A 22,914-nucleotide genomic window follows, 5' to 3' on the forward strand; every position below is an offset into this window, starting at 1 on the left:
GCAGCGTAAAAATCCAGGTTGGCGCCAACGACGCAACCGACGCTAACGTCATCAATATCGACCTGTCAGGTGCAGGCTTCCAGTCTTCTGGCCTGGGCGCAACCTTCAGCGTGACCGGCGGTAACCTGTCAGACCTCGACGCGCGTATCAAAGACGTTGATACCGCACGTAGCGGCCTGGGTGCGATTCAGAACCGTTTTGAATCCACCATCAACAACCTGAACACCTCTGTGACCAACCTGACCGCGTCACAGTCACGTATCCAGGATGCTGACTACGCAACTGAAGTTTCTAACATGTCGAAGGCGCAGATCCTTCAGCAGGCTGGTACCTCCGTGCTGTCAAAAGCCAACCAGGTTCCACAGGGCGTGCTGTCTCTGCTGCAGTAAGCCTCAGCTTTATCGGCAAAACTCCGCCCCGGCGGAGTTTTTTTTTGCCCTCTCCGCCTGCCCCGCCTTTATTTTCTGCGGCGGCTTCAAATCAAAACCTGCTTTAATGTGAATTCACTCACAAATCCCGCAACAACTTGTTTCTGACGCTATTCGGCGCGAGCGAGATTTAGCTCACAAAAATTAATCCATTAATAAACATATAGTTATATAAAAATCCCGAACTAACGCTGTTTTCCATGGTGATGTCCATCACAAAAATAAGTCATTTTTATTGCTGTCAATGACCGGCACGGGGCTATTTCATCCTTAAAGTGTGACCGGCTTCGAAAAATATAATTCAGGCATCTTTAACATCGATTCTCAGATTAACGATAAAAATTTAATTTGAGGTCGGCGATGAAAATAGGGCTGGTCATTAGCGGCGGTGATGTCAGCGGTATAAACAACGTCCTGTTTCAGATAAACAGAATGACGAATTATGAAATCGTTATTTTTGATGGTGGAATTAACGGCCTGCTTAAAAACAGCGCGAAGGATATAGCACGCCGCGATCTTGTTGATTTTTCCCTGTCGCCGGTACCGCTTATCGCCTCCGGTCGAAGAGAAGAAAAATGTAAAAAAGCTGAGTATGAAAAAATTGTAAAAAACATCCGTAAAAAGAAAATTGATTGTCTGGTTATGGGCGGCGGCGATGGTTCTTTCCAGTTTTTAAAAACCCTTAGCGGCTACGGTATTAACTGCTATGGCATAGGCATGACGATCGATAATGATATTATCGGCAATAGCTACACTATCGGCTTTTCCACCGCCTGCGAACAGGTTATCAGTGAGGTTGCCAAACTGCGCAATACCGGCCGCGGGCTTCCCGGCAGAATATTTATGATCGAATTACTGGGCGGCTACTGCGGTGAATTAACCCTACAGGCTGCCCTGAAAAGCAATGCGGATATTGCGCTTATTCCTGAATCGGTTTGGGATATCGATTTACTGGCAGAAACCATCAGGCAGAAAGCAGCGCAGCAGAACAGCGTTATTATCCTTTGCTCCGAAGGCTATACTAAAGAGTATACGCCCGGTTTCCAGGGTGCGATTGATACCATGATCGGCAAACTTGAGCACAAGGTTGGCATCAGGATCAGAAAAACCATTATGGGTTATGGTTTACGCAACGGTTTTCCAACAGGGGAGGAAATTATCCAGGGCGCGATCCTGGCTGAAGAAGTGGTCAGATGTATTAATAGCGGCCTGACCAATAAAATTATCGTCATCAACAACAATAACAAAGCCATCCCTATTGATCTGAATGACTCTGACAAACGTTTGCTAGATAAAGAGAGTAACTTCTACAAACTGGCTAAAGTAAATAATCTTATCTGAGGGTAATAACATGCTTAAAGTACTCTGCGTATGTGGCTGCGGCCTCGGCTCAAGCTTTGCTATTGAAATGAGCGCGAAGTCTGTTCTTCATAAATTATCTATTGATGCTGATATCGATCACACCACGGTATCGGAAGCTTCGTCATTTAAGTATGACATTATCCTCACACAAAAAATATTTGCTGACATTCTGAATTCCGACGCCAGTGAGGAAGAAAAAAAACGGGTCATCATCCTGAATAAGCTGACCGATAAAAAAGAACTGGAAGAGAAAATCCTGGCCTGGTTAGGCACCCAAAAAAAGTGAGGTGTTAAATGGACGCAATCATTCATTTTATTATTAAAGATTTTTTAGGCCAGGCTGCCATCTTAATCGCTTTAATTGCTATGACTGGCCTTATCCTGCAAAAAAAATCTTTCGGGAAAACGCTTGAGGGGACATTTAAAACCCTGCTCGGTTTTCTGATTATGATGGCGGGTATTAATATCATTGTAGAAACGCTGACCTTTCTCAATGATATCTTTACCAGCGGCTTTGGCATGAAAGGCTACATTACCGACGTGGCGGCCATCGCCGGCGTGGCTAACCGCGAATTGGGATCGGAAGTGGCGCTGACGCTGCTGGTCATTTTTGCCGTCAATATCCTGATTGCACGCCTTACGCCGTTTAAATATATCTTCCTTACCGGCCAGGCGCTGCTGTGGATGGCCACGATCGGCACGGTCATCGGCTACAAAGCCGGGCTGACCGGCCTCACGCTTATCCTTACCGGCGGCATATTTGGCGGCGTGATGGCCGTCCTGATGCCTGCTATCGCTCAGCCCGTAGTGCGGAAAATCACCGACTCGGACGATATTGCCCTTGGCCACTTTTGTACGCTTGGCTATCTGGTTCAGGCCGCCGTAGCGCGCGCTATCGGTAAGAACTCCCGTTCCACGGAAGATTTAGAGCTGCCCGATCACTTCAAATTTTTACAGGACACCTACCTGTCGATGGCCGTGGTGATGGTGCCGATGTACCTCATCCCCGCGTTTGTCGCCGGGCCGGAGTATATTGCCCGGTTCGCCGGGGGCACCAACTACCTTATGTATGCCTTTATGCAATCGATGCAGTTTGTCGCCGGGGTATTTGTGCTTTATAGCGGCGTACGCCTGCTGCTGAACGAGCTGGTTCCGGCATTCAGAGGTATTGCCATGCGCCTGGTGCCCGATGCCAAACCCGCGCTGGATTGTCCGGTGCTGTTCCCCTACGCGCCCAACGCGGTCATCGTCGGCTTTCTTGCCACTACCGTTGGTTCCCTTATTGGTATGATTGTTTTTCCCCTGTTTGGTCTGGCGATGATTTTGCCCGGCCTATTGACGAATTTCTTTGCCGGAGGAACGGCCGGCGTATTTGGCAACGCGCTGGGCGGCAGAAAAGGTGCCATTATTGGCGGCGTGGTGCATGGCTTATTTATCACTTTATTACCCGCCATTCTGGTGCCGCTGCTGGAAAACTTTGGTTTTCAAGGCGTCACCTTCAGTGATTCCGATGTTATCGGCGCAGGTCTGGTATTAGGGCACGCTCTGCAACATGACTGGCTGTTCGTGGCTGGCTTTATCGCCTTTGCCATTTTCATTACCTGGTTCGTTAATCGCAAACTGACCGGGCATTCCCTTCCTGACGTTGTTAAAACCGAAACGGATTAATAAAAAATGTGGAGAGGCTGATGTTTGCAAAATTGAAGAATATTTTTACATCATCGCACCAGCAGCAAAATAGTGAAGATGACGAAGAGGCATTAAGAACAGAAGACGAATTATCTCTACTGGAATCGGCGCTATCGAAAAACCCGACGGATAGCAACACGCAGAAAAAGCTAATGGTTAAATATAATCAGGCCATTAAGATTTTCTCTTCCCGGAAAAACTATCGTCACCGCGTCGATGACCTGTTTATAAGAATGGATGAACTGAGAAATACTATCCGCAGAAATATATGAGGTGATATGAGCATCCGACAGTTTCTTGCACAGAACCAGTATATTCAGATCGGCATAAACGTCGAAGCCTGGGAAGATTTAATAGCAATCGCCGCCGCGCCATTAATTAAAGGAGGATTCGTCACTGCTGAATATCCCCAGGCCGTTATCGATAACACCAGAAAATACGGCGCCTATTATGTGTTTGAAGAAGGCATAGCCATTCCTCATGCGCGACCGGAGTGTGGCGTTATTAAAAACGGTTTTAGTCTGCTCACTCTGGCGCGCCCTGTCTCAATCAGCGATAGCGAGCCAGTTGATATTATCGTGATGTTCAGCGGTATGGACAGCGACACGCATATTACGCAAGGGATTGCCTCTATTGTAGAACTACTGGACAAAGCGGAGACGCTGGCACAAATAAGACAAGCCACCACGGTTGATGAAATTATCAGGTTATTATGAAGAAAATAATTTTAGTCAATGGTATCCCGGCATCCGGGAAAAGCCGCATCGCGCAAATGCTTGCCGAACGCCTTAATGCGCCGGTATTAAGTATAGATGGGATTAAAGAGCCCTTTATGCTTCAGTTTGCGGACATTATCGACAGACCCTTAAACCGCAAGCTGGGCTATGCCGCCTATGAGGCCATGTTTAATATTGTGCGGATGGCACCGGAAAAAACGCTTTTCATTATGGACGCCTGGTTTGGCTTTCGTGAAAAAGAAATTTTAAAGCATTATCTGGCCGTCTCCGGCTGTCAGCACACTGTTGAAATATGGAATCAGATATCGCCGCAACTGGTCGCTCAACGTTATAAATCGCGCTGCGCCTGCCGGGTTAAAGGCCACCCGGGCGAAGACTATATTCCTGAATTAATGGATCTTGCAGGTAAAGCCCGGCCAATGCAATTGGGACATACCTTTATCGCCGATCAGGATAAAGGCATTAACGATAGCGAAATTATTTCCTGGATCGAATGTTTCCTCAGCCGCGTTTAGTTTATTTCCGATAATCAGCTCTATAAGGATCAGACTTATGAATAAAATGACAACAGCAGAACGTCGTGGTTATCAAATGATTTGTGATGCCACCGGTTCAATGATGGTCATCGCCTGCGATCAGCGGGGAGGAATGAGAACGCTGTTAGCCGCCACGCCCGAAGAGCAGGCAAAAATCAGCAACGAAACCTTAGGCAAAACTAAATATGACATTACCCGCTATCTGGCGGCAGAGGCAGGCTGCGTATTAGTCGATCCCATTTGTGCCGTGCCGGGAATTGTTGATGAAAACGTGGTGCCGCGTGATACCGCGCTGCTGGTTGGGCTGGATGCTTCCGGCTGGGATCTCTCCCCGCAGGGCTACCGTATTTCCAGAATGGTTGAAGGCATTAACGCGCGTAAGGTGCGTGAGCTGGGTGCCACGGGTGGAAAAATTATGATTTATTTACGTACGGATACGCCTGAGGCTAATACCGATAACCTTGCCACGCTGCGTGAGGTTATTGCCGACTTCGCGCGTGAAGATCTGCTTCTGGTAGTGGAGTTCCTGACTTATCAACTGGAAAATGAGAACAAGGAGACTTATCAGAATAAAATTCCTCAGCTTATTCAGGATGGCTGCCGTGCCTGTATTGACTGCGGCGCTAAGGTGCTGAAAATACCCTATCCGGGGACAGAAGCCGCCTGCGCCAGCGTCACCGAAATTTGCGGTTCCATTCCCTGGGCGGTGCTGTCTGCCGGCGTCGATCACCAGACCTTTCTGCAACAGGTGGAGATCTCCCTGCGCAACGGCGCTTCTGGCGTGATTGCCGGACGTTCACTCTGGAAAGACTGCATTTCCCTTGACCGCAACGTTTCCAGAGAGAAACTCACTTCGGTTGCGGTAGGCCGACTGCACGATATCCAGCAGCTTCTGCGTAAATATAAAAGGGCGATGGCTGACGCCTGACCGGAGGTGCCCTGGCCGCCGGATGCGATAAAAGGTAGCCAAATGTCCCCTGGCCACCGGATACGATAAACGGTGGCCAGGCGCCTCGGGACAGATTGCCCTCTGACTTGAGACTTTTCGTCAGCCGCCTGTCCGATTTTTATGTAACTAACTAATACTAATAGATAAATTATCTCATCTTTTTTTCCTTCGCCGGGTTTACCGCAGCCGATCTTCTACTATCCTTCTTTAAAACCTGCATTTTTCGTTATGGAGATACCCAATGAGCATGTATGCAACCCTGGAAGAGGCTATCGACGCTGCGCGTGAAGAGTTTCTGGCCGCTAATCCGGAGATGGAAGAGGACGATGCCGCGGTCAGCCAGTTCAACCTGCAAAAATATGTGATGCAGGATGGCGATATCATGTGGCAGGCGGAGTTCCTGGCGGATGATATCGAAGAGGGAGAGGTGCTGGCGCTGCGCAGCGGTGAAGCGGCACAGGCCATTTTCGACGGTGATTTTGACGAGATCGAACTGCGTCAGGAGTGGCTGCCGGAAAATACGCTGCATGAGTGGGATGAAGGCGAATTTCAGCTGGAGCCGCCGGGCGATACCGAAGAAGGCAAAGCAGCGGCGGACGAGTGGGAAGACGATAACAGCGATTCCGACCGCGCAGACCGCTGGGAGTAATTTTACTCGTAGGGTCCGTGGTGCGCATCCACCGGCAGCAGCAACGTATCGAGAACCAGCGACAGCGGCAAATCGATAATCGTCAGAAAGCGCCAGGGCGTATCACGGACATCCCACTGCACGCCAGGATAGTATTGATTGCCGTGCCCCTGTCCGGGCAGGGTTCGACTGATGATGCTGCCGCAGCCGGTCAGCATCGTCAGGCAGCATGCCAGCAATAAAGCACGTAACAGTGTGGTCATTACCTTTCCCGATCCGTATAAAAAACGCGCCATTGTACAGCAACGGCTAAGGGCAGTAAGCCTGCGCAGCGCAAAATATCCGTAAAATCTTCCTTAATTTTAGCCTTCTCTTTGTCCGATGTTTGACCTTTCGGCTCGCCGCGCGCCCTGCGTTCGTTTTTCATGTTCTATGCTTGGTAAACGCAAATTTTTTTGCCTTGACGTGAGACTGAAAAAAATACCGGAGCAGAGACTATGAGAGCCCTTACCTACCACGGCCCGCATCGGGTCAGCGTTGATAACATGCCCGACCCGACGATTGAAGCCGCAGACGATATTATTCTGCGCGTAACGGCCACCGCTATCTGTGGTTCCGATCTGCATCTTTACCGCGGAAAAATTCCCAGCACGGAGCATGGCGACATTTTTGGCCACGAGTTTATGGGCGAAGTGGTGGAAGCAGGCAGTGGCGTGACCAAAGTCGCAAAAGGCGATCGGGTGGTTATTCCCTTTGTGATTGCCTGCGGCGATTGTTTTTTCTGTCATCTGCATCAGTATGCCGCCTGTGAAACCACTAACAGCGGCCGCGGTGCCATTCTGAACCCGAAAAAAATCACGCCGCCCGCCGCGCTGTTCGGCTTCAGCCACCTTTATGGCGGTATTCCCGGCGGACAGGCGGAATACGTGCGCGTGCCGAAAGCCAACGCCGGCCCTTTTAAAGTGCCGGACACGCTGTCGGATGAGAAAGTACTGTTTCTTTCCGATATTCTGCCCACGGCCTGGCAGGCGGTACAGAACGCTGAAGTCAAACAGGGTTCCAGCGTGGCTATCTTTGGCGCCGGCCCGGTTGGCTTACTCAGCGCCGCCTGCGCCAGACTGGCGGGCGCCGAGCAGATTTTTATGATTGACCATCATAATTACCGGCTGGCCTTTGCGCGCGAGCGCTATGGCGTTATCCCGATCAATTTTGATGAAAATGACGATCCGGCCGCCTGGATTATTGAAAATACCAAAGGCCATCGCGGTGTGGATGCGGTGATCGATGCGGTAGGGTTTGAGGCCAAAGGCAGCCTGACGGAAACCGTGCTCAGCAACCTGAAGCTGGAAGGCAGCAGCGGCAAAGCGCTACGCCAGTGCATTGCGGCCGTGCGCCGTGGCGGCATTGTCAGCGTACCGGGCGTTTATGCGGGCTTTATTCATGGCTTCCTGTTCGGCGATGCCTTTGATAAAGGGCTGACCTTTAAAATGGGTCAGACTCACGTTCACGCTTACCTTCCCGATCTGCTGAAACTGATCGAGCAGGGCCACCTGAAACCCGAAGAGATCGTTACCCACCATATGCCGCTGGAAGAGGCGGCACGTGGCTATGAGATCTTTGAAAAGCGTCAGGAAGACTGTCGCAAGATTATCCTGGTGCCGGGAATGGCAAGCGCCCAGGCAACGGTTTAATTAATCTTAAGCCCGCCACAGTATCTGTTGGCGGGCAAAACGAACCGTTTTTCCGTAAAGTACCGCCGCTATTTTTGGAAGTCTGACGTTTCCAGATGCTTTATCTCCGGCGACTTTTTAACAGCTCGCCAGCGTGGGTCGTTGATAACGTTCAGGAGTTAACTATTTGTTAATTATATTTTTTCCCCTCTGTCTGTGACCGCTGTCTCAGAATATTCCTTGAAAAGGATATTCTCCCCTTCTTGCCTTCCGAAATGCTCAGACCAGGCTAACCTTATTCCTGTAGCTTTACAGAGTGTGAATTTGCACTTTCTTTCCTGTTATTGAAATGGAGTGAAATATGACCATCAAGACGCTGGAAGATTTATTTATTCATGACCTGTCGGATGTGTATAGCGCAGAAAAACAAATCTCTCGCGCCCTGCCTAAAATGGCGCGTGCCGCTACCGATGAAAAACTGGTAGCCGCTTTCAAACAGCATCTTGAAGAGACTCAGGGCCAGATAGAGCGTCTGGACCAGCTGGTGGAAAGCACCGACGGCGTGCGCATTAAGCGAATGAAATGCCACGCGCTTGAAGGCCTGGTAGAAGAAGCCCAGGAAATTATTGATTCCGTGGAGGCTGGCCCGGTTCGTGACGCTGGCCTGATCGGCGCGGCGCAAAAAGTCGAGCACTATGAGATTGCCACTTACGGCACGCTGCGCGCGCTGGCTTTAAAGCTGGGCTATAAAGAGGCTGCTCGCCTGCTGGGCGAAACGCTGGAAGAAGAGAAGGCCACTGACGAGAAGCTTACCGTCATCGCTGAGCAGCAGTAACGCCAGAAGCTGGCCCCCGGAAAATAATTCAATCAAGAGGTACACCATGACAACGCATGAAGAGAACTATTTAGCCTGGGTGAAAGATGCGCACGCGATGGAAAAACAGGCGGAAAGCATGCTGGAAAAACAGGCAGAACGTCTTGAGCATTATCCCGATCTGAAAGCCCGTATCGTGCAGCATATTGAAGAAACTCGTCAGCAGCAGGCGCTGGTACAGTCGGTTATCGACCGCTACGATACTTCAAATTCCGTCTTTAAAGATACCATGGGTAAACTGACCGCTTTTGGTCAGGCGATGGGCGGCATGATGGCGGATGATGAAGTCGTGAAAGGCGCTATCAGCAGCTATGTGTTTGAGAACCTGGAAATTGCCAGCTACACCTCGCTGATTGCGGCGGCTGAACTGGTTGGCGATACCGAAGGCGCAAGAATTTTCGCGCAGATCCGCGAGCAGGAAGTGGCAATGGCCGACTGGGCGCTGAATCATCTGCCGGACGTTACCGAGCAGTTTATGACGCGCGACGCCGCGCCGGGCGTAGAAGCGAAAAAGTAACGCCTCTTCCTTAAGGCAAAAAAAATCCGGGAACCTGCGTTCCCGGATTTTTTATTTATGCCTGCATCAGATTTTCGTCGGCTGAATAGCCAGCGGATTCATGCGCAGCGACTGATAGTAATCGAACCAGTCGTGATACTTATCGGCGTTCTGCCACAGACGATAGTGCATTCTGGAAAGCGTCACCGGGTCGCTAATCAGCGCCAGACGACGATCGCGATCCAGTTTCGCCGGTGACTCGCTCAGCGCCTGCTCGACACGGCGATCGCGGGCGAATTCCAGAATATCGCTTTTCAGGTGGCGCGAAGTGGCCATCGCGCTGGCCAGTGCGTTGAACGACGGATTGAACAGCGCGTGCATAAAGCCATCTTTCAGCGCACGTTCACGGTTCAGCGCGTTGTAGCGATCGGTGTCGACCAGCTCTCTCGGCGGCTCAAACTCTTCCGGGATCAGGAACAGATTAGCGCGTTTCGACGCCATTCCGGTCGTGGAGCGGCTTGAATACACCGACACGAAAGGCGAGAGGATCAGCGAGAAGACGATCGGTGCCAGCCACCACAGGAAGTTCAGATCCAGCCAGCCCATGCCTGCCGCCCAGACGATGCCAAGCGCCATCTGAGAACCGTGACGTTTAAACGCCTCGCTCCATGGGGTCGCATCGTCATCGCGCTGCGGCGAGTTCCAGACCACTTCCCAGCCCAGGAAGGCGCTGACCACGAACACCGTATGGAACAGCATACGCACCGGCGCCAGCAGGACGGAGAACAGCACTTCCAGGAACAGCGAAACGGTTACGCGCACCACGCCGCCATAAGGCTTCGCTCCCTTGAACCACACCAGGATGATACTGAGCAGTTTAGGCAGGAACAAGAGCACCATAGTGGTGGAGAAGAGCGCTATCGCCAGTTCGGGACGCCACTGCGGCCAGACCGGGAAAAGCTGTCTTGGCTGCAGGAAGTACTGCGGCTCCATCAGCGTATGCACCACCTGAAGCGCCGTTGACAGCGCCAGGAACAGGAACCACAGCGGCGCCGACAGATAGGACATCACGCCGGTCAGGAACACCGCACGGTGTACCGGATGCATCCCTTTAACCAGGAACAGGCGGAAGTTCATCAGGTTGCCGTGACACCAGCGGCGGTCGCGTTTCAGCTCGTCCAGCAGGTTTGGCGGCAGCTCCTCATAGGAGCCGGGCAGATCGTAAGCGATCCACACGCCCCAGCCCGCACGGCGCATCAGCGCGGCTTCCACAAAGTCATGCGACAGGATAGAACCGGCGAATGAGCCTTCGCCCGGCAGCGGTGCCAGCGCGCAATGCTCGATAAACGGCTTCACGCGGATAATGGCGTTATGGCCCCAGTAGTGCGACTCGCCCAGCTGCCAGAAGTGCAGACCGGCAGTGAACAGCGGCCCGTAGACGCGCGTGGCGAACTGCTGGCAGCGCGCATAGAGCGTGTCCATACCGGAAGCTTTCGGCGAGGACTGGATGATCCCCGCGTTCGGGTTAGCTTCCATCATACGCACCAGGCCGGTCAGACATTCGCCGCTCATGACGCTGTCCGCATCCAGTACCACCATGTAGCTGTACTGGCTGCCCCAGCGGCGGCAGAAGTCATCGATGTTGCCGCTTTTACGCTTCACGCGGCGACGACGACGGCGATAGAAAATGCGCCCTTCCCCGCCCACGTCACGTACCAGCTCCATCCACGCTTTCTGCTCGGCCATCGCGATGTCCGGGTTGTAGCTGTCGCTGAGGATATAAACATCGAAATGCTGCTGTTCGCCCGTTCTGACCACGGACTCCCAGGTAGCCCGCAGGCCAGCGAAAACGCGTTCCACATCCTCATTACAGATCGGCATAATCAGCGCGGTACGATGTTCCGGGTTAATGGGATCGTTATCATTACTGTTGTACGAGATACTGTATTTGTCTTTGCCGATCAGCAGCTGTAAAAAGCCCATCAGCGCCGTCCAGAAGCCGGCGGAAACCCAGCAGAACAGCACGGCAAACAGGAACAGGATCCCGGTTTGCAGCACGTACGGCAGAATTTGCAGCACCGACTGCTGCCAGTTCTGGTTGATCATCTCCATAGGATCGATCAGCGCCCAGCCCTGATAAGGCAGAATGGTTTTCATGTACCAGGTGGCGATCACCGTTTGCGCGATGGTCAGCAGCAGCAGGATATAGCGGCGAATCGATCCGACGTGACGCCATTTATCTTCTGCACGCTGCTCTTCGGCATTGGCATAGCGCGGTTTGGTTTTATGCCCGCGCAGAGAATCCCACGCGCGTGACACCGGGTTAGTACGCCAGGCTTCCGGGTACATAGAAGAACGCGTGTGGGGCGGCATCGCCTTCAGCGTGGTGCGATGCAGCGCATCTTCGGCAAACTGTTCGCCTTTACCCACGGCATCCGGCCACGTCATCTCAATCCGCGATTTCACCGAAGCCAGCGGCGCGTCGTCCGCGCGCTCCGGCATTGGCGGCTCGCCCAGCGTCTGATGCAGCTGGCTAAAAGCCGCCTCAGACTGGTCAGGCAGCGCGTTCAGCAGCGCCTCTTTCCGCTCCGCGGGCAGAGGCAGCGCATCAATATAATCAGCGTTAGTCTTATTCATTGGCAGGCAACTGATAGCTCCAGGTTTCGGTCAGCGTTTTGTCGCCGTTAACCAGCGCAGCACGCATCTCTGTAGGCTGTTTGTTGTCCTTAACGCGTAGACGGATCACCAGACGCCAGCCTTTGGTGACCGGATTGTAGCGAACGCTGTTTTCCACCAGCTCGCCGTTATTACCGATGCTGACCTGAGGCGCAACCGGCGTATCGGCCGGCAGCTTGCTCATATCCTGACCGGCGAAGTCGACGATAAAGGCGACCGTGCCGTCCGGCTGACGAACAAGGTTAGACTGTTTCACATCGCCGGTTGAGCGCAGCGTATCTTTTACAAACGCCATATCCGGCGAGTGCAGCTGGCTTTCGTCGCGGGTAAAGTGCAGACGATACTTAAAGTTCATCTCTTTGCCCGGCTCCGGCAGACTTTCCGGCGTCCAGTAGGCCACGACGTTGTCGTTGGTTTCATCAGCCGTCGGGATCTCTACCAGTTCCACCCGTCCTTTGCCCCACTCGCCCTGCGGTTCAATCCAGCCGCTTGGGCGCAGATCGTAACGGTCGTCCAGATCCTGATACTGAGAGAAATCGCGGCCGCGCTGCAGCAGGCCGAAGCCTTTTGGATTCTCTACGGTAAAGGTGCTGACCGCGAGGTGTTTAGGGTTATTCAGCGGACGCCAGATCCATTCGCCGTTGCCGGCATGGATCGACAGGCCGTCGGAATCATGCAGAGCAGGACGATAGTTAACCTGCGAGGAAGGCTGGTTAGCGCCGAACAGGTACATGCTGGTCAGCGGCGCTACGCCCAGTTTGCCGACTTTATCGCGCAGGTAGACTTTCGACTGTACGTCGACAGTGGTTTCTTTACCTGGCGTGATAAGGAAGCGATAGGCGCCGGTCGCGCGTGGCGAATCAAGCAGCGCGTAGATCACCAGATGCTTGTCGGCCGGTTTTGGTCGTTCTACCCAAAACGTTTTAAAACGCGGGAATTCCTCGCCGGAAGGCAGCGCGGTATCAATAGCCAGCCCGCGCGACGAAAGACCGTAAACCTGACCAGCCCCGATAACGCGGAAATAGCTGGCACCCAGGAAACTGGTGATCTCATCGTCTTTTTTATTTTTACTGTTAAGCGGATAAAGCACTTTAAATCCGGCAAACCCAAGGTTTTTGACGGTTTCAGGATCGTGCTTAACATTGCCGAAATTAAAATAGTCCGGTGAATATTTAATCTCATGAACGGTAGACGCCGTCACTTCATTAATTTGCACCGGCGTGTCGAAGTACATGCCCTGGTGATAGAACTCCAGCTTGAACGGGGTTTTCAGCTTGCTCCACCAGGCTTTATCGCGATTGAACTGGATCTGCTGATAGTCAGCATATTTCATCTCGCGCAGTTGGGAAGGTAAATTGCTTTTGGGCGCTTCATACCCTTTCCCGGCCAAATCTTTCGCCTGTTTTGCTACATCATCAATGCTGAAAGCCCAGCCGGAGCTGGCATACATTGACAGCAAAACCGTTGCGCCAATCAGACGCAATTTCATCAGTTTTGGCTTATTTTTCATTTTAATCAGCACATCCCCCCCTTTCGTGTGCTTAAATCAATCCCATCCATCTTAATGGATAATTCGCAATTCCGACAGCTCAACAACATTTTTGTTCCTCGCATTTGTTGCTTTTAGCGCCCTGTTCTCAACTGCTTAGCGGATACGGATTCCCCTGATAGTATACCTGTGTTTTCTCCACTAGAGTAAGCGGTAAGCTTTAGCGTGGCTCAGGGTGAGCAAACGCTGTAACGTGTTGAATATGGGACGAATATGACAAAACAATCCGGGCAGCGAGAATATTTTTTTGACTCGATCAGAGCCTACCTGATGCTTTTAGGCGTACCTTTTCACGTCTCGTTGATTTATTCCAGCCAAAGCTGGTCAGTAAATAGTCCGCACGCTTCCGAATGGCTTACGCTGCTGAATGATTTTATTCACGCATTCAGGATGCAGGTATTCTTCGTTATTTCAGGTTATTTCTCTTATATGCTCTTTTTACGCTACAGCCCGCAGTACTGGCTGAAGGTGCGTCTGGAGCGTGTAGGCATTCCGATGCTGGCGGCCGTGCCGCTGCTGACGCTGCCGCAGTTTTTTATGCTAAAGGCCTGGACCGCGAGAATTGGCGACTGGAGCCAGCTAACGCTTTATCAGAAATTTAATGCGCTTAGCTGGGATCTTATCTCGCACCTGTGGTTTTTGCTGGTGTTGGTTATGCTGACCCTGACCGGCGCATGGCTGTTTAAAAAACTGCGTGACGGCAGACAATTAACGGACTATTCCGAGCTGAACTGGACACGTCTTAGCCTGGCTATCCTGCTTTGCAGCGTGATTTGGGGAGCGATTCGGCGATTGCTGTTTATTTTCGAGCCGCAGCTGTTAAGCAATGCCCTGTTTAATTTTGTGGTTATGCAAACCTTGTTCTTCCTGCCCTTCTTTATACTGGGCGCGATGGCGTGGAAATATCCGGCGATTAAGGCCCTTTTAATTAAACCTGTGCCCTGGACGTTTATCGGTTCCGCGCTCGCGTTTGTCGCCTATATTGCTAATCAGACATGGAGTAAAGGCGAAGGCTGGCTCTATGAGATTGACGCCGTGGTATCAATGATGATGGGGCTGTGGATGGTTAACGTGGTGTTTTCATTGGGACATCGCCTGCTGAACAGCCATTCGCCTCGCGTGACCTATCTGGTCAACGCCTCCCTGTTTATCTACCTGGTGCACCACCCGCTGACTATCCTTTACGGTATTTTCCTGGTGCCGCATATCGGCAGCAATACGCTGGGCTTTTTCGCCGGTCTGGTGTTCGTCTTCGGTATCGCGTTTATGCTTTACGAGATCCATTTGCGGATCCCGGTGCTGCGCTTTCTCTTTTCGGGCAAGCTGCCGCAAAAATAGCGCCTGAAAACTGGCCCGGCGACGCCGGGCCTTTTATAACAGCCACTCTATAGGCAAACGCCAGACCAGCCGCACCAGCAGCCGCTGAATAAAACGCGTACCCGGCTCGTGACGATGAACGATCTCCTTATCGCCTTCTCCGGGATATTCCACCCAGTTTACCCTGCCCCATTTATCCAGCCGCAGCGTCCAGGCGCGGTCGCGGATCCGGCTGATAAAACGCTGATGGATGCTGGTGGCTAACGGTTCGCTTTCAATCACAAAACCCATTTCGGTATTGAGCATGGCCGAGCGGGGATCGAAATTAAACGAGCCGATAAACACCTTTTCACTGTCGACGCTAAAAGTTTTGGCGTGCAGACTGGAACCGGAGTTCCCGGTCAGGCCGCGATCGTGCGGCTTTTCACGTAGCCCGGTGTTAGGTTTCAGCTCGTAAAGCGTGATGCCGTGCCGCAGCAGCTTTTTGCGCCACTTAGCATAGCCTGCATGAACCACCGACACATCGTTTGCCGCCAGCGAATTGGTCAAAATCGCTATTTTTACGCCTTTTCTGACCAGCCCTAACAGCTGTGCCACGCCCGCGCGAGTAGGTACAAAGTAGGCGGAGATAATATCGAACTGCCGCTGGGGCTGGCCAATCACTTCCAACATACGCTGTGGCAGCAGCGTCGACGCTTTGGCACGGCCCAATCCCTTACGAGGATCGTCGCTGAGCAGGCGCGTTTTAGCCCAGGTAAGCGGCAGATCGCCCGCGGCCAGCTGCGTAGTAAAGGAGGAGGCTTCAATACGTTGCAGATAGCGTTTCACCTGCGGGTTATTCAGCCACTCGGCGGGCAGCGACGCCGCTGCGCGTTCAGCTTCATGCTCAATATCCACCACTTTACTGAAGGGCTGCACGGCATGGCTTTCCCAGTAACGTTCAAAGTCATCCGTCACCTCGTTCACTACCGGGCCGATAGCCATCACATCCAGATCGGAAAAGAGCGGTTCGTCGCCGGCGCCAAAGTATTCATCGCCTACGTTACGGCCACCCACGATGGTGACTTCCCGATCGACGGTAAAACTCTTGTTGTGCATACGGCGGTTAAGCCGGGCGAAATCGGTGAGATAGCCCAGCGCGCGCAGCGTACGAAACGAGAAGGCATTAAACAGCCGAACCTGAATATTTTTATGGCGGCTCAGCTCGCTTAGCGTGTGGTCCAGCCCCATCGTATTGTTGTCATCCAGCAGCAGCCGCACCTGCACGCCGCGATCTGCTGCCGCCAACACGGCGCTGAACAGCAGACGGCCGGACATATCGTCCTGCCAGATATAGTACTGAATATCCAGCGTGCGTTCGGCGTTAGCCATCAGCTGATAGCGGGCGGCAAAGGCGTCCAGGCCCTCTTCCAGCGGATAAATGCCGCTGTGTTCAGGGTGACTCTCTACCAGAGAGGAAACGGCGCTCGTCAGCGACGCGCGCGCGGCTGGCTCATCTTCTGGCGCAAAAGCTTCAACCACGGTTCTTCCTTATTTTAACTTCCCGATATACAGGCGGTGAGGAACAATTCAGGCACTCTCTATTATTGTTCCAGTTATGGCAGATTGTCATGCGACTGTTCTGATAGCGGTGCGGCAGCAGTGATAAACATAGTCGTTAATACCAATTGGTCTAGACTTAGCGCATATCGCGCAGGTTTTGCTATGAGGAAAACGTCATGAGAGTAACGCATCCGCTGCCGTCTCAGAGGCGCGACCAGCCGCTGTTCAAAAGCTTTTTCCAGGGCAGTTTCGCCTGCTCCACCGCCTGTCGGGGCGAGGGAAAAAGAGTGGATCTGGTGATCAACAGCGGCCACGATATGCTGCTGGAGAAGGATTATGCACAGCTGGCGGCTAACCAGCTGCTCACCGCGCGCGACAGCGCCCGCTGGTATTTGATTGAAAAAACGCCGGGCAACTACGACTGGTCGACCTTTCTGCCTATGCTGCACGCCGCGGAAAACAACGGGCTGGAAATTATCTGGGAGCTGGCGCACTTTGGCTGGCCCGACGGCCTGGATATCTGGCAGCCGGCCTTTGTCGATCGCTTTGCCGCCTTTGCGCGTGCTATGGCTTGTCTGATGCGGGACGAAGGCTACGAGACGCCTTTTTTCACCCCGGTTAATCAGATTTCGTTCTGGGCCTGGGCAGGCGCCGAAGCCGCGCTGTTTAATCCCGGCGTGACGGGCCGTGGCAAGGCGCTGAAGCAGCAGCTGGTCAGGGCTTCGCTTGCCGCGATGCGCGCTATTCGCGAAGAGCTGCCGGGCGCAAGATTTGTGCTGACCGATCCGCTGGTACATATCGCCACCCACGAAGCGTCAGCGGCCGCTCGCGAAGAGGCTCAGCGCCAGCACGACGCGCAGTTTGAGGCCTGGGATATGCTAAGCGGGCGGCTGATGCCCGAGCTGGGCGGCGATCCTTCGCTGCTGGATATTATCGGCCTTAATTACTATCCCGATAACCAATGGTATTTAAACGGCGATCCGCTTACGCCCGAACAGGCTGAATATCGCGAGCTGTCCAGCCTGCTGCTGGAGGTCTGGCAGCGCTATCAACGACCGCTGCTGATAGCGGAAACGGGCGCGGAAGGCGATAAGCGCGCGCCGTGGCTGCGAAACGTCGTAGCACAGGTCATGCAGGCCAGGGATCAGGGTGCAGATGTGGAAGGCGTTTCGATTTTTCCGGTGGTGGACTACCCTTCATGGGCCGACGATCGCCGCTCGCCGGGCGGGCTGTTTGGCCTGCCTGATGCCAACGGCAACCGCACGATTTGCGAGCCCTATGCGCTGGAGCTGCGCAGCCAGCATATCAGGATGAAGTCTTTAGGGGGATAACGGACGAGGGCGGCGCGCACTCCTGCAGTGGGTAAGGCACCGGCGTGCGCCGCACGTCTGACAGCCAGGTCAGCACAAAGATAACCGCCACGGCAATCAGCCCGGCGGCCAGCAATCCTGTGAGCGCCAGCAGGCGATCTTCGCGAGTGTCCATGCTCTTTTACCTCCATCCTGACAACCATTACGTCATTAATAACGTAACCAGTAGCACAAAGATTATCAGCGTAAAGGAAGCGACTGCAAGCACCACAATAGCAAAATGGGCATCGTCAAGCTGGTGACGCGACTCGCCGGAAAGGCTTTCTTGCGTTGGTTCTGTCATGTTAATCACTGTCGGCTGGCCTGACACGCTGCCAGCCCTGCTCTGTTAAATACGCAAGGCACTCCGGGCAAAGCGTTATCGTTCTGACAAGGCAGCGCATAAATAAAATTTACGCTTTAGCGTCGCTGATTCCTTCAGTTATCGTACATCTGCCGCGCATAAAAAAGGGAGTGTATCATAATCCCTGCCTGGGGACGCAAAGATAAATAGCCTTATTTAATGCTACTATCGTCTCAATTTTGAACCCCGATTTTTATTTATCGATAATTAAGCTCACTTATAATGCAATCCGCACGATAGTTTCATATTCGTTTAATAATAACAGGCATGCGCAATACGCCCCTCACCAGCATTGAGACCTGAGTTTATTTTCAATGAAAATTAATAGCAGCAACAATAAATATCAACAGAGAAAGAAAGTCTTTATTTTCCCTGAGCGGCAACAGCGCCAGAAAAGCAAACGCATAAAGCATACGTAGTTATTATTGCAAATTCATTACTACTGGAATAATTTATAGATGGCAAAGATAGTGATAAAGCTCAGCGTCCTTTTTATCCAGGGTAAATTTGTTACACAGCCAGCTCTGATGGCAGGTTTTCTTGTATTCGGCCAGCAGGCCCAGCTCGTGTAATATCCTTATCCAGCCTCGGGTACCGTATTGCGGCTTTTCGTAAATTTTTTCCCGGATGGCCTTAACATCAACCCGTAGAAGACAGGTATGTATATTGCCGTAATCAGGATGGATTTTGGTTGCGCCAATCTGTTCAAACAGCAAGTTTCTGATATAAAAAGCAGCCACTTTTTCTCTGACCTGCACCACGATGTCGTCCACTTTATCCACAAAAATGGCGTACATCATCGTCTTCAGATAAAGCATAAACACCAGGTTTTCCGTGCCCGCATCGCTCTTAATGGAGAGCGCGCCGATTTCCGTCACCTGTCGATGCTGGAGATTAAGCGTCTGCAGCTCTTCGGCAAAAAGCTTACTGCACGGCAGTTTATTATTTTTCTCTCTGATAACGCCTATCGTGCCTAACACCCGATCGCCTTTACGAGCCAGCAACAGCGTACTGTTTTTATCGACCAGTCCTTCATTATAAAGAAACAGAGCGCGATTTTTTTTAACGAATCCTTTCTTTGCATACTCTTCTTTTATTACATCCATACCCTTAAGAAAATCAATAAAGCCGCCCGCAGGCGAGACATCAATGTCGTTATCCAGTGATTTACTAAAGTTACAGATCCTTAGCGTACCGCGATGGAGCACCCCATCGCGCACGGCCTTTTTCAGGATGGAATCCCTTATTAAAGTCATGTCTTACCTCTCAGAGCAGCAGCGTGTACTCATAAAATATAATAAAGTATTGGCGCATGAAAAGCTAAGAATAATCTGAAGTAAAACAGGAAGGAAATAAGACGGGCGTTTAAAAAAAGAGGAGAGTCGGCTTCCCTGCCGGCCAGATAATAAAGCTTTAAGACAGACGTATCTTATTTAGTCCGTAAACGTTTTTTTTAGCTCTGTGCAGCGTGACGGCGATTGCCCAAAGCGCCACGACCGCCAGGAACACGCCCAGCCCCAGCATCGCCACAAAGCCGGCGAATCTGAACAGCAGCAGGCCCACGATACAGCCGGTCAAAAAGGAAAAGACGGTGGTCAGATGGGTATAAAGCTGTTTCTGCTGAAAGCGGCGCTCGCTGTAAGAAACATGGCTGATAAAGGAAGAGACGAACGAGCCTAAGGCGATACCCGCATCCGTCAGCGTGCCGGTGATGTGCGTTGCCCTGACCCGCCCGTTGGAAAGCTGCGTGGACGTCGAGTTATGGATGCCCATCAGGAAACCCAGCAGCACCGATATTTCCTTGTTATTGCCCGGCGAATAGAAAGCCAGCTCAAAAACGGAGATCAAGGAGAGCACCACGCTTTCTGCCAGGATAATCAGGCAGAAAATGGTTCTGAAATTCTTTTTTAGTCCCGCCAGCACCATAAATCTTGCACAGACGGAGCCAATGACAAAAGCCGCGATCAGCACCGCCAGAAAAATCAGGCCTTGCATATCGGCGCTGAAAACTTCTGAGGAGATCTGCGAGGTGTTTCCTGTCATATGCGAGGGGAAAAAGCCAAACGCGCCCAGCGCCATAGCGTTCAAAATCCCTGCCGTGGTGGCCAATACTAACGCCAGGTAACGATCTTCCGTGTGGGACCTGACCTTCTTTTTCTTAATCAGCACATTGTTCACCATTGAGTTGCGTGGAAGGAAAAGAGATAACGTAGGGTCCTGACAGTAAAACAGAACAAGCTTTAGCTTTATATGGCGCTAAAAGACGTTACGGAGCCTGATAATTGTTCAGCCTCACTAAAGCTTAACGCACCTTTGTTAGACAAATGTAAATGTAGAGTAATGTTTCTTAATATTACCAGTAAGAACAATAAATTACAGATTAATCTGGAAAATTCAGCCGGGCTGCCGGTGAAAATTGAGACGGTTTAAAGCGAGACGCTCGTCCCTTTTTTGCAACGAACGCCTCGCGGATTTAGCAGGAAATAATCAGAAATCGTAGGCCATTGAAAGCTTAAGCTGGCGAGGGTTTCCCTGATAGATATAAGAGCCATAGCTTTCCACGCCCGACCAGTACTTCCTGTTGGTGACGTTTTCCACGCCCAGACGCCAGGTCATCTCGTTTTGCTGCACGCTTATGCGGTAGCGCAGCCCTAAGTCCAGCGTGGTGTAGCTGTTCAGCTTTTTGCTATTGGCGGCGTTGGCGTACTGCGAACCGGAATGCGTCACCCGCGCCAGCGCCGTCAGCCCTTCAACCGGTTTGATATCATATTCCGCGCCCAGCACCGTATAGAAGTTCGCCACGCCGATAGCGTTTTTCCCTTCGTAGAGGCCATCTTCCGTTTTGGTCATTTTTGGATCCAGCCAGGTGGCGCTACCGTTCAGCCGCACGCCGTAAACCGGTTCGCCGAAGAGATTCAGCTCCACGCCACGGTTGCGCTGCTCGCCGTAAAGCCCAAACATCTGCGTTTGCTGGTTAATAATGCCGGTTGGTTTTTTGATTTCAAACAGCGCCAGCGACCCGCCGAGACGACCGCTATCAAGCTTCACGCCCACTTCATTCTGTTTGGAAAGTGAAATACCGGTGACCTGTCCCGCGTTCTTTGCGTCGCTGGTGGCCGTGTCGCCCGGCTGCAGCGCTTCAATATGGTTAGCGTAAAGCGAAACCGTTTCCCAGGGTTTCACCACCAGCCCGTAGCCCGGCGTCCAGCGCGATTGGGTAAAGCGCGAGTCGGTATCTTCGATCGCCGTGCCGTAAGCATAGTTACGCACCACCACCTTCTGATGCCGTACGCCTGCCGTCAGCAAAATCTTATCATCCAGAAAGCCGAGCGTATCGGCCAGCAGAACGCCCTGCGTACGGATCCGACTGGTGGGGCGAGGATCGTCAAGATCGCCGCCGAAATAGGTGTTGGCTGGCGCCGGTACGGCGGAGGTCTGATAGATATTGGTCGCCTGCGGCGTCAGCGCCATGCCATAGGCGGTTTTTTCACGTTTGGTCTGTGCCGAATAGCCGATGTTGACGCTGTGGCTGACGAAACCGGTGTGGAAATTACCGCGAACGCCGCCCATGCCGCTGAAGGCGTCGACATATTTATTGGTATCCATACGGCTGATGGTCGCCGATCCGTCTTCATCAAGCAGTTTCGGCGTACCGTAAGCGCCCATTTCGTGAGAGTGCTGGCCGCCCACGGCACCGTAAGCTGTCCAGCTGTCGGTGAGATCGTATTCCGCGCGCGCCATGCCAAATTCGCTTTCCAGGTTGCTGTAAACCCAGTTCTGGCTGTAGTTGCTGGTTGCGCGCGGCACGGCGGGAATAAAATCGACGCCGCTGACGTTAACGCCAATGCGCCCGCCGTGGAACGCCTGCTTCTGATAGCCAAGATCCAGCGAAGTGCGCAGCCTGTCGCCGCGATAGTCCAGTCCCAGCGAGGCTAATGTGGTGCGGCGCTTTTCGTTATCAATCGCCGTTTCACCTTCACGATGCAATACGTTGGCGCGCACGCCCCACTGGTTGCTGTCACCGAAGCGGCGTCCTACGTCCAGCGATGTCCCTGCCTGGGAAGAAGAGGTATAATCTACGCCCAGTTGAGTCAACGGCGCGTCTTCGGCATGTTTAGGCTCCAGGTTAATCATGCCGCCGACGCCGCTGGTGGCGGCACCATTAATCAGCGCGTTAGATCCCTTAAAGATTTCCACGCGATCCACCATCTGGGTAGAAACGACCTGACGCGGCATCACGCCAGGCAGCCCGCCGAAGGTCATATCGTCGCCGTCCAGATCGAAACCGCGAATGCGATAAGTTTCCGCAAAGTTGCCGTAGCCCTGCACGTTCTGTACCGAGGCGTCATTAGCAACCACATCCTTCAGCGTTTGCGCCTGCCGATCCTGGATCATCTTGCTGGTGTAGCCGATCACGTTGAAAGGCACATCATGCGCATTCTGCTCGCCAAGCATGCCCAGGCGGCCGCCGTTGGCGACCTGCCCTTCCAGATAAGCGGGCACCAGCTGGTCGCCGCCCGATTTGAAATTATCCGCGCCTGTGGCAATAACGGTCATGGTCTTGTCGGCCGGGACGTTGGCGGCGGCAGAGACTGTTTTTGCGGCGGCAGGCGTTTCTGCCGACATAGCTGGCATACCGGCGGACGCGATAAACGTCGCCAGCAACGTAAAATTGAAGCGGCGGTGAAACAGGCGTGTATGGGCCATGGCGGTTCCCTGATAGCAAGCTGAGTGATAATCATTATTAT

Annotated in this window: 24 protein-coding genes; 14 read left to right on the plus strand and 10 right to left on the minus strand. The window is 52.5% G+C overall.

Going from position 1 to position 22,914, the window contains the following annotated elements; all coding sequences use genetic code 11:
- The 9 genes from QCD69_RS04385 to QCD69_RS04425 form a co-directional block, all read left to right on the plus strand.
- A partial coding sequence (locus tag QCD69_RS04385; RefSeq protein ID WP_301251168.1) for a flagellin occupies positions 1 to 389 on the plus strand: 389 nt, incomplete at its 5' end.
- Between the two features lie 399 nt (positions 390 to 788).
- Positions 789 to 1,769, plus strand: a complete 981-nt coding sequence (locus QCD69_RS04390) for a 6-phosphofructokinase (protein WP_253454625.1) — start codon at positions 789 to 791, stop codon at positions 1,767 to 1,769.
- 10 nt (positions 1,770 to 1,779) lie between these two features.
- Positions 1,780 to 2,076, plus strand: coding sequence for a PTS sugar transporter subunit IIB (locus QCD69_RS04395; protein ID WP_253454626.1), 297 nt, complete (start codon positions 1,780 to 1,782; stop codon positions 2,074 to 2,076).
- 8 nt (positions 2,077 to 2,084) lie between these two features.
- Positions 2,085 to 3,458: a PTS sugar transporter subunit IIC gene (locus tag QCD69_RS04400; protein WP_253454627.1), complete on the plus strand. Its 1,374-nt coding sequence runs from the start codon at positions 2,085 to 2,087 to the stop codon at positions 3,456 to 3,458.
- A 20-nt stretch (positions 3,459 to 3,478) separates the two neighbouring features.
- Entirely contained in the window at positions 3,479 to 3,751 is a 273-nt protein-coding gene (locus QCD69_RS04405; RefSeq protein WP_253454628.1) for a hypothetical protein, read from the plus strand.
- A gap of 6 nt (positions 3,752 to 3,757) precedes the next feature.
- Positions 3,758 to 4,195, plus strand: coding sequence for a PTS sugar transporter subunit IIA (locus tag QCD69_RS04410; protein ID WP_253454629.1), 438 nt, complete (start codon positions 3,758 to 3,760; stop codon positions 4,193 to 4,195).
- Positions 4,192 to 4,731 (plus strand): AAA family ATPase, encoded by a 540-nt coding sequence (locus tag QCD69_RS04415; RefSeq protein WP_253454630.1) that lies wholly within the window; start codon positions 4,192 to 4,194, stop codon positions 4,729 to 4,731. Before QCD69_RS04410 ends, QCD69_RS04415 begins: the two co-directional genes overlap by 4 nt.
- 37 nt (positions 4,732 to 4,768) lie before the next feature.
- Positions 4,769 to 5,680, plus strand: a complete 912-nt coding sequence (locus QCD69_RS04420; RefSeq protein ID WP_253454631.1) for a tagatose-bisphosphate aldolase — start codon at positions 4,769 to 4,771, stop codon at positions 5,678 to 5,680.
- 262 nt (positions 5,681 to 5,942) lie between these two features.
- Positions 5,943 to 6,350: a MysB family protein gene (locus QCD69_RS04425; protein WP_125288639.1), complete on the plus strand. Its 408-nt coding sequence runs from the start codon at positions 5,943 to 5,945 to the stop codon at positions 6,348 to 6,350.
- A 2-nt stretch (positions 6,351 to 6,352) separates the two neighbouring features.
- Here the strand turns inward: QCD69_RS04425 and QCD69_RS04430 are convergent, their stop codons facing one another.
- Together QCD69_RS04430 and QCD69_RS04435 are read right to left on the minus strand one after the other, a co-directional pair.
- The gene (locus tag QCD69_RS04430; protein WP_253454632.1) at positions 6,353 to 6,592 is read right to left on the minus strand and encodes a YceK/YidQ family lipoprotein; all 240 of its coding nucleotides are present in this window, start codon (positions 6,590 to 6,592) and stop codon (positions 6,353 to 6,355) included.
- A complete protein-coding gene (locus QCD69_RS04435) occupies positions 6,592 to 6,756 on the minus strand; it encodes a hypothetical protein (protein ID WP_253454633.1) in 165 nt (54 codons plus the stop codon). The genes QCD69_RS04430 and QCD69_RS04435 overlap by 1 nt, the downstream gene beginning before the upstream one ends.
- Before the next feature lie 70 nt (positions 6,757 to 6,826).
- Here QCD69_RS04435 and QCD69_RS04440 point away from each other — a divergent pair, with 70 nt between their 5' ends.
- From QCD69_RS04440 to QCD69_RS04450, 3 genes are all read left to right on the plus strand, one after another.
- On the plus strand, positions 6,827 to 8,020 hold the full coding sequence (locus tag QCD69_RS04440) for a zinc-dependent alcohol dehydrogenase (RefSeq protein WP_253454634.1): 1,194 nt from the start codon (positions 6,827 to 6,829) through the stop codon (positions 8,018 to 8,020).
- A 340-nt stretch (positions 8,021 to 8,360) separates the two neighbouring features.
- Positions 8,361 to 8,834, plus strand: a complete 474-nt coding sequence (locus QCD69_RS04445) for a YciE/YciF ferroxidase family protein (RefSeq protein WP_125288642.1) — start codon at positions 8,361 to 8,363, stop codon at positions 8,832 to 8,834.
- 46 nt (positions 8,835 to 8,880) lie between these two features.
- Positions 8,881 to 9,390, plus strand: a complete 510-nt coding sequence (locus QCD69_RS04450) for a ferritin-like domain-containing protein (RefSeq protein ID WP_125288643.1) — start codon at positions 8,881 to 8,883, stop codon at positions 9,388 to 9,390.
- Between the two features lie 66 nt (positions 9,391 to 9,456).
- On the opposite strand, the gene mdoH is transcribed toward QCD69_RS04450, so the two are convergent.
- The gene (gene mdoH, locus QCD69_RS04455; protein ID WP_253454635.1) at positions 9,457 to 12,006 is read right to left on the minus strand and encodes a glucans biosynthesis glucosyltransferase MdoH; all 2,550 of its coding nucleotides are present in this window, start codon (positions 12,004 to 12,006) and stop codon (positions 9,457 to 9,459) included.
- Complete coding sequence (locus QCD69_RS04460) at positions 11,999 to 13,537, minus strand: glucan biosynthesis protein G (RefSeq protein WP_301251305.1); 1,539 nt, start codon at positions 13,535 to 13,537, stop codon at positions 11,999 to 12,001. Before QCD69_RS04460 ends, mdoH begins: the two co-directional genes overlap by 8 nt.
- A 270-nt stretch (positions 13,538 to 13,807) precedes the next feature.
- Here QCD69_RS04460 and mdoC point away from each other — a divergent pair, with 270 nt between their 5' ends.
- Positions 13,808 to 14,932: a glucans biosynthesis protein MdoC gene (gene mdoC, locus QCD69_RS04465; RefSeq protein WP_253454636.1), complete on the plus strand. Its 1,125-nt coding sequence runs from the start codon at positions 13,808 to 13,810 to the stop codon at positions 14,930 to 14,932.
- 33 nt (positions 14,933 to 14,965) lie between these two features.
- Here the strand turns inward: mdoC and QCD69_RS04470 are convergent, their stop codons facing one another.
- Positions 14,966 to 16,432, minus strand: coding sequence for a phospholipase D family protein (locus QCD69_RS04470; RefSeq protein WP_369894866.1), 1,467 nt, complete (start codon positions 16,430 to 16,432; stop codon positions 14,966 to 14,968).
- 197 nt (positions 16,433 to 16,629) lie between these two features.
- Between QCD69_RS04470 and QCD69_RS04475 the strand changes: the two genes are divergently transcribed.
- On the plus strand, positions 16,630 to 17,784 hold the full coding sequence (locus tag QCD69_RS04475; protein ID WP_301251172.1) for a beta-glucosidase: 1,155 nt from the start codon (positions 16,630 to 16,632) through the stop codon (positions 17,782 to 17,784).
- Here the strand turns inward: QCD69_RS04475 and QCD69_RS04480 are convergent.
- From QCD69_RS04480 to QCD69_RS04500, 5 genes are all read right to left on the minus strand, one after another.
- On the minus strand, positions 17,759 to 17,938 hold the full coding sequence (locus QCD69_RS04480) for a hypothetical protein (RefSeq protein ID WP_125288648.1): 180 nt from the start codon (positions 17,936 to 17,938) through the stop codon (positions 17,759 to 17,761). The two genes, QCD69_RS04475 and QCD69_RS04480, sit on opposite strands and share 26 nt — an antisense overlap.
- Before the next feature lie 27 nt (positions 17,939 to 17,965).
- Positions 17,966 to 18,106 (minus strand): hypothetical protein, encoded by a 141-nt coding sequence (locus tag QCD69_RS04485; RefSeq protein ID WP_199746402.1) that lies wholly within the window; start codon positions 18,104 to 18,106, stop codon positions 17,966 to 17,968.
- A gap of 512 nt (positions 18,107 to 18,618) precedes the next feature.
- Positions 18,619 to 19,422, minus strand: a complete 804-nt coding sequence (locus tag QCD69_RS04490; protein WP_301251174.1) for an N-acyl amino acid synthase FeeM domain-containing protein — start codon at positions 19,420 to 19,422, stop codon at positions 18,619 to 18,621.
- Between the two features lie 157 nt (positions 19,423 to 19,579).
- Entirely contained in the window at positions 19,580 to 20,335 is a 756-nt protein-coding gene (locus tag QCD69_RS04495; RefSeq protein ID WP_253454640.1) for a YoaK family protein, read from the minus strand.
- 318 nt (positions 20,336 to 20,653) lie between these two features.
- Positions 20,654 to 22,873 (minus strand): TonB-dependent receptor, encoded by a 2,220-nt coding sequence (locus tag QCD69_RS04500; RefSeq protein ID WP_301251176.1) that lies wholly within the window; start codon positions 22,871 to 22,873, stop codon positions 20,654 to 20,656.
- Positions 22,874 to 22,914: the final 41 nt, after the last annotated feature.

Origin of the sequence: Erwinia sp. PsM31 (assembly GCF_030433775.1) — a bacterium.
GTDB classification, from domain to species: Bacteria; Pseudomonadota; Gammaproteobacteria; order Enterobacterales; family Enterobacteriaceae; genus Erwinia; species Erwinia aeris.

Excerpts from the sequence above, each read along its gene's own strand:
- QCD69_RS04480 (WP_125288648.1), bottom strand. The coding sequence starts at position 17,938 with ATGGACACTCGCGAAGATCGCCTGCTGGCGCTCACAGGATTGCTGGCC.
- QCD69_RS04415 (WP_253454630.1), top strand. The coding sequence starts at position 4,192 with ATGAAGAAAATAATTTTAGTCAATGGTATCCCGGCATCCGGGAAAAGC.
- QCD69_RS04430 (WP_253454632.1), bottom strand. The coding sequence starts at position 6,592 with ATGACCACACTGTTACGTGCTTTATTGCTGGCATGCTGCCTGACGATG.
- QCD69_RS04400 (WP_253454627.1), top strand. The coding sequence starts at position 2,085 with ATGGACGCAATCATTCATTTTATTATTAAAGATTTTTTAGGCCAGGCT.
- QCD69_RS04450 (WP_125288643.1), top strand. The coding sequence starts at position 8,881 with ATGACAACGCATGAAGAGAACTATTTAGCCTGGGTGAAAGATGCGCAC.
- QCD69_RS04490 (WP_301251174.1), bottom strand. The coding sequence starts at position 19,422 with ATGACTTTAATAAGGGATTCCATCCTGAAAAAGGCCGTGCGCGATGGG.
- QCD69_RS04445 (WP_125288642.1), top strand. The coding sequence starts at position 8,361 with ATGACCATCAAGACGCTGGAAGATTTATTTATTCATGACCTGTCGGAT.
- QCD69_RS04395 (WP_253454626.1), top strand. The coding sequence starts at position 1,780 with ATGCTTAAAGTACTCTGCGTATGTGGCTGCGGCCTCGGCTCAAGCTTT.
- QCD69_RS04405 (WP_253454628.1), top strand. The coding sequence starts at position 3,479 with ATGTTTGCAAAATTGAAGAATATTTTTACATCATCGCACCAGCAGCAA.
- QCD69_RS04425 (WP_125288639.1), top strand. The coding sequence starts at position 5,943 with ATGAGCATGTATGCAACCCTGGAAGAGGCTATCGACGCTGCGCGTGAA.
- mdoH (WP_253454635.1), bottom strand. The coding sequence starts at position 12,006 with ATGAATAAGACTAACGCTGATTATATTGATGCGCTGCCTCTGCCCGCG.
- QCD69_RS04420 (WP_253454631.1), top strand. The coding sequence starts at position 4,769 with ATGAATAAAATGACAACAGCAGAACGTCGTGGTTATCAAATGATTTGT.
- QCD69_RS04435 (WP_253454633.1), bottom strand. The coding sequence starts at position 6,756 with ATGAAAAACGAACGCAGGGCGCGCGGCGAGCCGAAAGGTCAAACATCG.
- QCD69_RS04500 (WP_301251176.1), bottom strand. The coding sequence starts at position 22,873 with ATGGCCCATACACGCCTGTTTCACCGCCGCTTCAATTTTACGTTGCTG.
- QCD69_RS04390 (WP_253454625.1), top strand. The coding sequence starts at position 789 with ATGAAAATAGGGCTGGTCATTAGCGGCGGTGATGTCAGCGGTATAAAC.
- QCD69_RS04440 (WP_253454634.1), top strand. The coding sequence starts at position 6,827 with ATGAGAGCCCTTACCTACCACGGCCCGCATCGGGTCAGCGTTGATAAC.
- QCD69_RS04485 (WP_199746402.1), bottom strand. The coding sequence starts at position 18,106 with ATGACAGAACCAACGCAAGAAAGCCTTTCCGGCGAGTCGCGTCACCAG.
- QCD69_RS04410 (WP_253454629.1), top strand. The coding sequence starts at position 3,758 with ATGAGCATCCGACAGTTTCTTGCACAGAACCAGTATATTCAGATCGGC.
- QCD69_RS04475 (WP_301251172.1), top strand. The coding sequence starts at position 16,630 with ATGAGAGTAACGCATCCGCTGCCGTCTCAGAGGCGCGACCAGCCGCTG.
- mdoC (WP_253454636.1), top strand. The coding sequence starts at position 13,808 with ATGACAAAACAATCCGGGCAGCGAGAATATTTTTTTGACTCGATCAGA.